Here is a 12749-nt window from a genome sequence, read left to right on the forward strand (position 1 = left end):
CTCAAGAAGCAGAACCAAGGTAGGCGTCGTCGAGCATGGCGCCGCGCAACTCTGACGGACTTCCCTGCGCGACCACGCGGCCGCCACCGAGCACGTAGCCGCGGTCGGCGATCGCGAGCGCATAATCGGCCATCTGGTCGACGACCAGCAACGTCATGCCCTCGTCCCGCAGCCGCGCGAATTGCTCGAACAGTTCCGACACGACAGCCGGCGCCAGACCGAGCGACGGTTCGTCGAGCATCAGGACCTCGGGCTTTGCCAGAAGCCCGCGCGCCACCGCCAGCATCTGCTGTTCTCCGCCCGAAAGCAGACCGGCGGCCGTATGCAGGCGCGGACGCAGCCGGGGAAAACGCTCGAGCATGCTCTCGATTTCGCTTACCGAAAAATCGCTGCGGCGCGTGGCGCCGAGACGAAGATTTTCGGCAACCGTCAACTGCGGAAAGACCTGCCGTCCCTCCGGCACCAGGATCAGGCCGGAGCTCGCAACCTGCGGCGCCGGGAGTGAACCGATATCTTTGCCGTCCAGCGTGATGCTCCCGTTGACGGGACGGATCAGGCCGCTCAGCGCTTTCATCAGGGTCGACTTGCCAGCGCCGTTCGGACCAAACAGCGCAATCACCTCGCCGCGCCCGATTTTGAGGCTGACATTGTCGAGCACGGCCAACGCGCCGTAGCCCGCACTCAGTCCATCGACTTCGAGCAAGGGTGCGCCGGCGGTGCGTGTGACGGCCGGTCCGGCCGTCATTGCCGCACCGAGATAGGCAGCTTTGACGGACGGATCATTGCGTACGACCGCGGGCGTACCGATGGCGATGCGACGGCCGGCATCGAGCACCACGATCTCGTCGGAAATCGACATCACCAGCGACATGTCATGCTCGACGAGGACGACGGCGAGGCCGGCGCGCGCGAGCCGCTGAAGCAAGCCGCCGAGCTTGGCTGTATCTGCTTCGTTGAGACCGGCGGCCGGTTCATCCAGCAACAACACCGCAGGCGCCGTAGCCAGCGCTCTCGCGATCTCGACCAGTCGGCGATCGACATGCGGCAGCGCGCCCGCCAACCGTGTATTCGATCCGATATAGCCGACCAACGCCAGCAGCGCGCGCGCCAGATCCGAATCCGCGCGCCCGCGCCACGCGCCGCGCAGCAGCCCGAGGCGGACGTTGTCGAGCACGCTTAGATTCACAAAAGGCTGCGCGGTCTGAAAGGTTCGGGCCAGACTCGCTCGCGCCATGTCATGAGCGGAAAATCCGGTGATGTCCTGCTTGCCGATCCGCACAGTCCCCGCATCCGGACGCTGGAATCCGCTCATCAGATTGAGCAGCGTGGTCTTGCCGGCTCCATTGGGGCCAATCACGCTGGTGATGCGGCCGGGCGAAGCAATCATGTCGACGCCCGCGACCGCAACGACGCCGCCAAACGCCACCCGCACGCCTTCCGCGGCAAGGCTGCCGCGCGCGCCGGTGATATGCGCCAGCGCCCGATCGAGATCAGGCTTTGCCTCGGTGAGAGATTTTCGGGGTCGCAAGAGCTGCGCGAGCGCGCCTGCAATCCCGCCCGGCGCAGCCCACAGCACGATCAGAAGTGCCGCTCCGAATATCAGAAGGCGATATTCGGCGAGGCTCGCCAGCGCCTCGGGCAGGAAAACAACGATCGCCGATCCAATCAGCGGCCCAAGAGTCCAGCCGGCGCCACCGATAACCACCACCAGCAAGAGCAGGATCGATTGCGAGAACGGGAAAGAACTCGGCGCGATGAATCCGGTCAGCGCCGCTTGCAAACCTCCCGCCAGTCCGGCAGCGGCCGCTGCCAGAACGAAGGCCGCCGTCCGCACCGCCACGGGACTGGTTCCGACGCTCCGCGCCGCGGCCGGCGCCGAGGCGAAAGCCTGCATCGCAAGACCGCTGGGGCTGCGCGCCAGATAGTAGAACAGGACCAGCCCCGCCAGGCAAAAAACGCATGTCAGCAAAGCCGTGCCACCGGTGCCAAACGGCGCCGGAATTCCGGCAAGTCCGCTGGAGCCTCCGGTCAGATCGGGCCATTCGATCGAGACGGATTCGACGATGAAGCCGAAGGCAATCGTCACCATAGCAAGGTAAGGCCCGGTGACGCGAAGGGCCGGAATCGAAAGCGCCGCCGATATCGCGGCTACCACGAGCACCGCGAGCGGCAGCGCTTCCCAGAAATTCAATCCCGCCTTGGTGGTGAGAATGCCGACCCCATAGGCGCCGAGCGCGACAAAGCCGCCCTGCCCCAGCGATACTTCGCCGGCGAGGCCAAGCAGCACGTTCAACCCGATACCCGCGAGCGCCGTGGTCGCGAGCATCCCCAGGAGATACGCATAGTAACCGGGCGTCAGCAGACAGACCGCGGCGACGGCGATGCAAGCGAACACCGCAACAATGACGGCTGCGGCGGTCCTCATACGCGCACCTTGGTTCGTCCACCAAACAGGCCCGACGGTGCCAGTACCAGCGCCGCGATGACGACTGAAAAGGTCACGATCTGTGTGCTGCTCGAACCTAGCCAGGTGGTAGCGCAGGCTTCGACCAGCCCGTAACCCAGGCCAGCAATCACCACGCCCCAGGGATTGGTCAGGCCGCCAAGAATGGCAACGGCAAACGCCTTGATGCCGAACAACGTCCCCATGTCGTAGGCGACGTTGTAAAGCGGTGCGATCAGGATGCCGCCGATTCCGGCGAGCAGCGCTGCGGCTGCATAGGTGAATGCGATGAGCATGGTCACGTCGATGCTCATCAGCCGCGCCGCATCCGGATTTTCGACCGCGGCGCGCAGCTTCAGGCCGAGTCCCGTGCGGTGCATGCCGAGGTGAACGGCAAGCGCCAGCGCGAGCCCGACAATGGGAACGACGACCTGCAGCGGAAAAATGCCGACCGTGCCGATGACCCAGGGATCGTCGGCCAGCGACGACGGCAGCGCGCGGGGCTCCTTGCCGAATACCACCATCACGACGTTGTCGAGCACAATGCCGAGCGCGACGGTCGCGATCAGCCATGCATTGCTGCCACGCGCAACAAAGGGCCGGACTGCAATGCGCTCGACGATCAGGCCCCAGATCGCGCACCCCACCAGCGCAAGCGGCACCGCGATCAGCATCGGCCAATGCAGTCCCATTGCAAGTGCGTAGCAAATCACGGCCCCCAGCATCACCGAAGAGCCCTGCGCGAAGTTCACGGTGCCGGAGACCGCAAAAGTCAGCGTGAAGCCCAGCGCGATGAGGCCGTAAATACTCCCGAGGCTCAGCCCCGAGACAAGTGCAGTTGCGAGCATAGGTTAGCCGGTGACAGGCTCGATCTTATCCCCGTTATAACGCACCATGACGTAATCGTTCTCGTTCAGGGCATCGTGGTTTTCGTCCGTGAAGGGCTTTGCATAGTTCTTGATCAGGCCCTGATAGTTGTCGATCGCCAGAAAGCCCTCGCGCATTTTAGGCCCCTCGGTCGAGCCCGCTTTTGCGATCGCAAGCGCGGTCAACTGCATGGCGTCGTAGGCATTGGCCACACCGACCGGCGGCGTGACGTCGCCGGGTCCCTTGACGTCGGAATACTTTGCCATCATCGCGGCGAGCACGCGCTTGCCGACCTCGTTCTGCGGTCCGAAGAAGCTGTAGGTCTGGATGAAATGCACTTTTCCGGCCCAGGAGCCGGCAAGCTCGGGAAAACGTCCGCCCGAAATGCCCCAATGCGAGACCACCGGCACCACCCAGGCCGACTTCTGCAACGACTTCATCACCTGTGCCCCCGGCGCGGCATTGGCGACCAGCAATATGCTGTCGGCCCCGGCTTCCCGCAGCCGCTGCAATTGCGGCGTCATATCGGGATCCTTGTCGTCGAATTTTTCCGCGCCTGCGAGCTTGACGCCCGCAGTCTCTGCGGCCGCCGTCAGCCCCTTAAGATTGGATTCGCCCCAGCCATTATTGACCAGCATCAGGCCGGGCTTCTTGGCGCCAAATTTGGTCGTGGCGTATTTGATCAACGCACGGTCGACGAGAGCGTCCACGGCGGAGACGCGGAAGACGTAGTTCGGGTTGGCGCCGTTGCGCGTAATGTTGGTCGCCGCCGCCCACACGCCCATCAAGGGCACCTTTGCCGAATTCACCAACGGCACGATCGCCAGGGATACTGGACTGTCGATGCCGCCGAAAAGGATCACCGCCCCTTCCTTGTCGATCAGTTCGCGGGCCGCGGTCTGCCCCTTGGCGGGGTTCGACTCGTCATCGCGGCGAACGAGCTCCAGCATCCGGCCACCGAGCAGGCCGCCCTTGGCGTTGATTTCATCGATGGCGATCGCAAGTCCGCGGGTAATCCCCTCGCCGGATTTCGCCGAAGGCCCGGAAAGCGCCGCGACCAGGCCGATCTTGATCGGCTCAGCGGCCAGGGCCGAACGGCCAATGAGGCTTCCCGCGGCGATGCCGGCAGGCAAAACAAGGGCTTGACGGCGTGTCAGACTGGTCGGCATGAGCAACTCCCCTTGAAAATTCGTTTCGCTTTTTGCCCTCGGCTGCGGTTGTGGGCCGCGCGCATGCCGCAAGCCGGGCGTTTTCTTGCATCCGAAATCAAGCAAACGGTATGCCACAACCCTGAAAACCACAACCTGCCGGGACGGCAATTGCGCCGTCACATGCCCCAGAGGTTGCTCCATCAGGGCGAAGACGGTTGCGACCCGCGCGTCGATATCTCTACTGCGATGCGAGATAAGCCCACGCCATCTCACGCAGTCAAAGCTGTCGGGAATTTCGAGGCCGCCTTCGCGCAATCCAGCCGACTCGCTTACTTCCGCGGCCGGCCCCGCTTGGCAAACACAGGCCCGTGTGCGTCGGCGGAGCATCGCAGCAAACTGGCGCGCTTGAGCGCTTCGTTCCGCTCAGGACCCGGTGGCAGCAGGCGTGCGCGCTCCAGCGCATCCGCTGCAAGAATCTCCTGATTGATCTGGTCTCGCGCCCGTTGCGATTCTTTCATCATCGCTAGCCACGCATCCATGCTACGCAAAAGCCAGCAAAATGCCGGCCTCATACAGACTCACGGACGAGCAACGTTATTCCCCATTGGCCGATGCTGTTATGACATTGCCCGCCGTCAAAGCCGGCCGTCCAGAACGAGCAGCCGAACGCGTCCTTCTGGCTGGTCTGGGGATAGTACTACGAACTCACAAAACCACGCCGACCAATGTTCTCCATGGTCTTCTCCTCCAAGAGCTATGTTTGTATTATTTTCAACAGGCGGTGGGTTGACGTCATTACCTGCCAGCCCCGATACCACGTCAAGGGGACGGAAGGGTCGAACTCAGGCGAAGCTGCTATGGGCCTGACGACAGAGCGCCCCACAAAAAGGAAAACACAATGGCTCACGACGCGCCACAGGCAACCGGCCCAACCAAACTCGTCATCCGCAACATCGGCCTCATGCTCTCGGGTGCGCTGGAAAAACCCATTCTGGACGCCGACACGATCGTGGCCGAGAACGGCAAGATCACCGGCATCGGCCGCTTCAAGGATCTCGACATCGCGGGCGCCACTACAACCGTCGACGCCAATGGCACCACGGTCGCGCCCGGCCTGATCGACAGCCACGTTCATCCTGTTGCCGGCGACTGGACACCGCGGCAAAACCAGATCGGCTGGATCGACAGTTTTCTCAATGGCGGCGTCACCACCATGATCTCGGCGGGCGAAGTGCACATGCCCGGCCGGCCGCGCGACGTCGTCGGGCTGAAGGCAATGGCGATCTTCGCACAACGCGCGTTCTGGACCCTGCGGCCGGGCGGCGTGAAGGTTCATGCCGGCGCGCCTGTGATCGAATGCGAAATGGTCGAGGACGACTTCAAGGAGTTGGCGGCGGCCGGCGTCAAGCTGCTCGGCGAGGTCGGGCTTGGCGGCGTCAAGGACGGGCCGACCGCACGCAAGATGGTCGGCTGGGCACGCAAATACGGCATCCAGAGCACGATCCACACCGGCGGCCCATCGATCCCGGGTTCGGGCCTGATCGACAAGGACGTCGTGCTCGAGGCCGACACCGACGTGATCGGACACATCAATGGCGGCCATACCGCGCTTCCCGATGACCAGATCCGCTGCATCTGCGAGGGCTGCAAGCGCGGGCTGGAGCTCGTCCACAACGGCAACGAACGCTCGGCGCTATTCACACTGCGCACCGCGCGCGAGATGAACGAACTCGGTCGCGTCATCCTCGGCACCGATTCTCCGGCGGGCTCCGGCGTGCAACCGCTCGGCATCTTGCGCATGGTCTCGTTGCTGTCCTCGCTGGGCGAGGTGCCGGCCGAGATCGCCTTCTGCTTTGCCACCGGCAACACCGCGCGGATGCGCGCGCTCGATTGCGGCCTGATCGAGGTCGGCCGCGCTGCGGATTTCGTCATCATGGACAAGGCGCAGCATTCGCCCGGCAAGACCCTTCTCGACAGTGTCCGGCTCGGCGACCTGCCGGGCATTGGCATGACCATCATCGACGGCATTGTCCGGACCCAGCGCAGCCGCAACACGCCGCCTGCAACGAAAGTGCCGGAGATTGTCAGCGGGCATTGATTGCGCCGGATGATGCGTCTTGGGCCTCATGGTTCGAGACGGCGCTTTCTTATGTTTGCACCGTTCGCGACGGCCTCGCTAAGCTCGCCTGCTCGGGTGCCGGCGCCTCCTCACCATGAGGGTTTGCATAGTCGCACCGTCTCACGCTTCTCACCGCTTGCTGGAACCTCATCCCGAGGAGCGGCCGTGAGGCCGGTGCTAGAGTGGACTTTCCATCGGCAATGTCCGGTCTCCAGATGAGCCACGCCGGACTGCCGCGGCACCGGGCTGAGCGCGTTAACAACAACTATCGCCGAGTCGTCAGGCCAATTATCACCGGCAGCGCGAGCAGAACGAGAGGTAGTTGAACAATCACGCCGGCAATTATCGCCGTCGCGAGCGGCTGAAGCATTTGGTCTCCAGACCCGCTAATGGCCGCACCAAGTGGCAATAGGGCAAGGATCATCGCAAGAGTGCTCATCACGATCGGCCGCATTCGATTGAGCGCCGCTTCGCGCAGGGCTTCGAGCGGCCGCATCTCTCTCGCAAGCGCCTCGTATTCGGAGACCAGAAAAATTGCCATCTCCGTGGCGATACCAACGATCATAACCATGCCCATCATCGCGGTGATGTTCAGTTCGACATCCGTCAACCATAGACCGACAAAGACTGCGCTGGTGGAGATGAGTGAGCTGACAATAATGATGATCGGAATCAGGAACTGCTCGTAGAGGAAAAGGAGCAGGATGATCTCTCCGATCAAGGCAGCAGCAAAGACCCTTATCATGCCGTGTACGGCCAATTGCTGCTGCTTGTAAGCGCCGCCAGCTTGATAGTAGACCCCTGCGGGAAGAAAACCCGGCTGATCGAGAATCGCCTTGACCGCGGCAGCGGTAGAACCAAGGTCGTATCCACCGCCGATTTGCGCGGTTACCGCGACCACCTGCGCAAGATTGTTCCGCGTGATCTCCGGCTGGCCGGCGATAAACTTCACGCGTGCGACGGTGTCGAGCGGGAAGATTTGCCCATTTGGTGCTCGGATGGTCAGGTTGGTGAGCTGACCTTTGGAGAGGCGTTCTTGCGATGGATCGAGCCTCAACCTGACCCCAACCGGTTGCTCGGCGCCGAGATAAGTCGTGACTACGGCGCCGAACAGATAATGATAAAGCTGGGTCTCGATTTCAGCGGGAGTGACGCCGGCCATCGCCGCAGCCGCTGGATCGACGTGAATGTCGAGTGCGTCGCCGGCGGGCACGACTCCGTTGTTAATCGAGGCCGGTTCGATACCAGGCACTTTGGCGATTGCTTGTGCAACCTTGTCAGCGATCGCTGGCAGCACGGTTGGATCGTTGGCGCTCAGCTCAACCACGATGGGCTGCGGCCGGCCGACCATGTCGCCGATCATGTCGTTGAGCAATTGGTGAGTATCAAACCTGATTCCGGGTACGAGCTCGGTGATCTTGCTGGTGATGTCATCCATCACTGTCCAGCTTGGCGGCCGCTTGGAAGAATCGGTCAGCCGGACGAAAAAATCCCCCTGATAGCTCTCCTTGAGGTCTCCACCGAGGCCGGCTCCGGTGCGGCGGGAAAAGGTATAGACGTGCGGGTCCTTTTTGAGGATGGACTCGACCTGCTCCAGTTCGCGATTCGTTTCCGTCAGCGAGGTGCCGGGAGCCGTCTGATAGTCGAGTACAAATCCGCCCTCGTCCATTTTCGGCAGAAAGCCCGTTCCGACCCGGCCATAGGCAAGATATCCCGCTCCCGCCAGGACGGCCACAACAAGCACGATCAGCCAGGGGCGCGCGAAAAGTCCGTCCAATAATCGCCCGTGCATTCGCCGCAGCCACGTCTCGCGGCCATGCTGCGGGTCCTCCCATGCGGCAAAATCAATAATGGCGCGCGCCAAGAGCGGCACGGTAAAGGTCGTCAGTAGATATGAGATGATCAAGGCCATCGCCATCGTCAGCGCCAGGAACTTGAAAAACGCGCCTGTCAGTCCGGAAAGGAACGCCAGCGGCAGGAAAATGACGATCGTGGCAAGGCTCGACCCAAGGAGTGGCGCAAAGAACTCCCGTGCCGCGAGCAGCACCGTCGTCTGCGGCTGGGCCAGACCGGGCGCGCCGGCTCGCCGTGCGATCTGCTCGATCATCACGATAACATCATCGATCAAGAGGCCAATCGCAGCGGCAATGCCACCGAGCGTCATGATGTTGAAGCTCATTCCGGTGACGGCAAGCAGCAGAATCGTGATGAGCAGCGACAATGGCACCACCATCATTGCCACCAGCGTAACCCTCCAGTTGCGCAGAAAGCCGAACACCACCGCCGCCGCGAACACCAGGCCAATGCCAATCGCTTCCGCGACCGCGCCGATGGACGAGCGGACGAGTTCCGTCTGGTCGTACCATTTATAGAAATGGATAGATTGCGGCTGAGTCTTCATGAATTCGTCGAGCCGCTGTTGCACTTCCTTTTCAAGCGTCAGCGAATCAGCGCTGTCCTGCTGGTAGACGTCGACGGTAACCGCCGGCTGGCCATTCTCGTCGACCATCAGCCATTGCGGCACCGATCCCATGGAAACGCTGGCAATATCGCCGAGGCGAACGATGCCGCCATTGGCGTTGCGCAATTTGAGGTTGGCGACTGCGGCAACCGAGTCGAATGCATTGTTGCTGACAGCCAAATAGAGGAGATTGTTGTCTTCAAGACGGCCAACGGCCTTGAGGGTGTTACCTGCGGATATTGCGTTGGTCACGTCGGCGAGCGTCAGGTGAAGTGCTTCAAGCCGGGGCGGGTCGATTGCGACCTGTACCTCCGGAGTTTGCCCACCCAGGATGCCAACCCGCCTGACACCCGCAATTCCGGTCAGCAGCGGCACGATCTGGTATTTTGCGAGGCGACGTAATTCGGCCGGCGACACCTCGTTTGAGATCAGTGCGTAAGAGACGAACGGCATGATCGCGTTCGGGCTCATCTGCAGCGCGATATACCTCGTGCCGGAAGGTAAGTTCGGCAGGGCCTGGGCAACGGCCGCATCGATACCTAGCAGCGCCTGCCGCATATCCGAGCCCCACGGGAAGTCGACGAAGATTTCCGCAGATCCGCGAGAGGAGATGGAGGTGATACCGGTGGCGCCCGGCACCGCCCGCGTGACTTCTTCTATCGGTTCGGTGACCTCGATCAGCATCTGCTTGGCCGGCATGCTGCTGCTGTCGATGGTGATGCGAATGCGCGGAAAGCTCACGGTCGGAAACAGACCGACCGGCAGCGTGATCGCCGCGTAGACTCCGGCGGCAGCGAGGGCAAAGGCGATAAAAACGAGCGAGCGGCGGTGACGCTCGATCCAGCCGACGAAGTTCATGTGCCGTCCGCATTCGGGTTTGCTGGTCGAAGCTTCATGCCGTTTCGGAGCTGATAATTGCCGTCCAACACAAGTGGCGCGATCGGATCGAGCGGTCCCTCGATTATGTCGTTCGTCCCGTCGCTGACAAGAACGTCGACCTTGACTTGGCGTGCACGGCCATCGACCGCCTGGACCACGTAGGGCGCGCCTTTGTCGTCGACGAGAACGGCTGCGTGCGGAACGATATAACCGGCCGCCTCGCCGACGACAATCTGAGCGACCGCCATTTCGCCTGCGAAGAAGCCCTCGGGCGGAAGGGCGACGTCCACCGCGACCAGGCCGGTTTGCGGGTTGACCGCAGATCCGCGCAGGACGACCTGCCCGGCAGCGCCGCGCTTTTCACCGAGCGGCATAACGTTTACAGCTTCGCCGATGTGGATTTCGGCGGCCTGGTTTGGAACGACGCCAGCGTGCAGGACGAGTTCATTCAGGCGGACGAGATCGATCAGCGCCGCACCCTGGGCGACAATCGCTCCCGGGCTCGTCGAGATTGCGGTTACGACCGCCGCGAACGGCGCCCGAAGAGTCTGCGGGCTGCCGGCTCCCTCCGCCTGCATCGCTGTCAGCGATGCCTGAGCGTCTGCGGCGGATTTCTCGGCTGAAGCGAGCTCTTGGTGAGTAGCGAGATGCTGGTCGAGCAGGGTGCGGGTCCGCTGCGCAATCTCGTTGGCAGTCCGCACTGCCGTCATCGCCTGGCTGTAGGCTGCCGCCATCGTTGGGCTCGGCCCCAAGCGAACGAGAGGCGTGTCGGACGCTACTTTTTCGTCCCGCTTGACATACACCGTGTCCACCACGGCAGACAGGGGCGCCATTACGGTTTGGTGTGCCGCCGGGCTGGCCCCGACCACTCCGTAGGCACTGATGATGCGCGGCAGACTGCCCTTCTTCAATTTGATTAAATGGGCCAATACGCTCGGCTCATGATCGGTTTTGGCGCGCCCGCTCGGGTTCGGGACCGCAACAAACAAGACGAAAGCGCAGAGCGCGCACATCACGGAACCCGACCTGCGCGTCCTCATGACGGCGTCCTCTGCCCGACCCCGATGTGCAACGTCACCCTGGCGTCGGCGGTGAGGCCAGATCTCGGCGCTGTGCGACAGCGCCTCGATCCAAACCGTGTCGAGGAGACGAAGATCATTGTCCAATTTCCCATCGAGGTTCACAGTTTTACACGACGGTCGCTCTGATGATTACGTATCATTCTTTGAGAACAATTCGCAGAAATAACGGCCGGTTCTCGGCTCCTCTTGCTGGCCATGCCAGCGGTAGCCGGGCCGACTATTCGAGGCGCCGGTCAAGGCGAGCGGAAGATGGATAGTTCTCCTCGGGAAATCCGCCGAATGGGCCGGCCCGCGGCACCTCCGGCTCGATTTCGATCTGCGGCATACCCGCACCAACGAGCGTTGCCAGGCCGACCTGGCCTTCAAGCATTGCTTGTTGCAATCCGATCTTCTCCCGCTCGCGGGTGAGGTGCGCAACCTCGATGTCGACGTATGCGCGCTCGTCAAGCGTGCGCTGCGTGAACGCGGCCGTCGCCTTCTCCGCAATCATGCGCGCCTCCTTTAGCCGCGGCTCGAGCTGGGCGAGTTGGCGCGATAGGAGGGCCTGCTCCGAAAGCAGGGCGCCAATCTCACCGGTCGCTGCCGAAATCCGCGCATTGAATTCCCGATAAAGTTGCTCTCGTGTTGCCTGTTCGAGCGCCACGCCTCCTTGATTGCGATCAAAAATCGGAATGTCCATAGTGACGTGGGGGCCAAAAATAAGACTGCTAATGGTATTGCCTGTACCGACGCTGGCGACACCAACGGACAGGTTTGGGAACTGCGACAGAATGGCCTCCCGCACCTTCGCATCCTCTGAGCGGTAGCCATATTGCAATGCTACAAGGTCGGGGCGTCGGTCGGGCAGGCTTACCAATTGGCCGCGAAGTCTGGTCGAATCGATGTGAGGCACATCAAGCGGCGCCACCAGAGCAAGCTTGGTGGTGGGAGCAAGGCCAAGTAGCGCATTGAGCTGGTGCCTCCGGCTCAGCTGCAGCCGTTCCAGGCTATCAGATACATTCTCGATGTCGCTAAGCGCAACGAGATCGGGCGAGAGCGTCGCCAGGGTCGCATTGCCCTGGTTGATTGCCGTGTTCGTAAGGTCGAACCGCTCCCGCAGGAACCTGCGACTCTGCTCAAGGAGCTTGTTGGTCCGCTCGCCCGAGACGATATCGACGAACAGGAGCCGCGCCTTGCCGATCGTCTGCCATTCTTGCCAGAGGAGGGTCGCATAGATCTGGGAGGCAGCGTTTTGTGCGGCCTCACGCTTTGTGTCCAGCAACAAGATCGATTTTACATTCTGGATGGCGCCGGGCCCCGCAATGACGAACGGGTATGTAACATCGGCTTGCGGGTTCGGCAGGATGCCAGCCTGAATCACCTGTGCGGCGCCAACACCAAGCTTTGCGCGCGCAGCCCAAAGGTCAGGATTGTAGAGGACGACCAACCGATCTAGCGCCGCGAGCGTGACCTTCCCGCCGAAGCCCTCAAGTTCGGAGGCCGGGGCGACTAGTCTCGATTCTTTGTCGAGTGCCAAATGCTCGTAAGAGGCGCAGCCAGCTAATGCGGCCAAGCCGTAGAAGAGAAAGCACCGAGCGATACATTTGGCCAGAATAGTCATAGGAAGAAGCAGAACCGATGGCGGTAGGAATTTCGCGGGATGCGACGTTCCAACCGCACTATAAGGCAGATTTGGCGGGGGGAGTGCTGCCGCACGCGAGTCCCAGGGTGATTTTCCACTTGTCAATGAGAGACCCTGGTCATGGCT

At 62.1% G+C, this 12749-nt stretch carries 7 protein-coding genes; 1 reads left to right on the forward strand and 6 read right to left on the reverse strand.

Translation table 11 applies throughout. The features are described from left to right. Position 1: 1 nt before the first annotated feature. The 3 genes from M6D32_RS00080 to M6D32_RS00090 are packed head-to-tail and all read right to left on the reverse strand — an operon-like array spanning position 2 to position 4479. Positions 2–2425: a branched-chain amino acid ABC transporter ATP-binding protein/permease gene (locus tag M6D32_RS00080; protein ID WP_298252114.1), complete on the reverse strand. Its 2424-nt coding sequence runs from the start codon at positions 2423–2425 to the stop codon at positions 2–4. Continuing rightward, positions 2422–3291 (reverse strand): branched-chain amino acid ABC transporter permease, encoded by an 870-nt coding sequence (locus M6D32_RS00085; RefSeq protein ID WP_298252116.1) that lies wholly within the window; start codon positions 3289–3291, stop codon positions 2422–2424. Before M6D32_RS00085 ends, M6D32_RS00080 begins: the two co-directional genes overlap by 4 nt. A 3-nt stretch (positions 3292–3294) precedes the next feature. Continuing rightward, a complete protein-coding gene (locus tag M6D32_RS00090) occupies positions 3295–4479 on the reverse strand; it encodes an ABC transporter substrate-binding protein (RefSeq protein ID WP_298252118.1) in 1185 nt (394 codons plus the stop codon). Between the two features lie 880 nt (positions 4480–5359). On the opposite strand from M6D32_RS00090, the gene M6D32_RS00095 reads away from it, so the two are divergent. Continuing rightward, on the forward strand, positions 5360–6559 hold the full coding sequence (locus tag M6D32_RS00095; protein WP_298252120.1) for an amidohydrolase family protein: 1200 nt from the start codon (positions 5360–5362) through the stop codon (positions 6557–6559). A 286-nt stretch (positions 6560–6845) separates the two neighbouring features. Here M6D32_RS00095 and M6D32_RS00100 read toward each other — a convergent pair whose 3' ends face one another. From M6D32_RS00100 to M6D32_RS00110, 3 genes are all read right to left on the reverse strand, one after another. Then, a complete protein-coding gene (locus M6D32_RS00100; protein ID WP_298252122.1) occupies positions 6846–9899 on the reverse strand; it encodes an efflux RND transporter permease subunit in 3054 nt (1017 codons plus the stop codon). Next, on the reverse strand, positions 9896–10960 hold the full coding sequence (locus tag M6D32_RS00105) for an efflux RND transporter periplasmic adaptor subunit (RefSeq protein ID WP_366145799.1): 1065 nt from the start codon (positions 10958–10960) through the stop codon (positions 9896–9898). Before M6D32_RS00105 ends, M6D32_RS00100 begins: the two co-directional genes overlap by 4 nt. Positions 10961–11219: 259 nt before the next feature. Further along, entirely contained in the window at positions 11220–12554 is a 1335-nt protein-coding gene (locus M6D32_RS00110) for a TolC family protein (RefSeq protein WP_298252124.1), read from the reverse strand. Positions 12555–12749: the final 195 nt, after the last annotated feature.

Origin of the sequence: Bradyrhizobium sp. (assembly GCF_027307225.1) — a bacterium.
GTDB lineage: Bacteria > Pseudomonadota > Alphaproteobacteria > Rhizobiales > Xanthobacteraceae > Bradyrhizobium.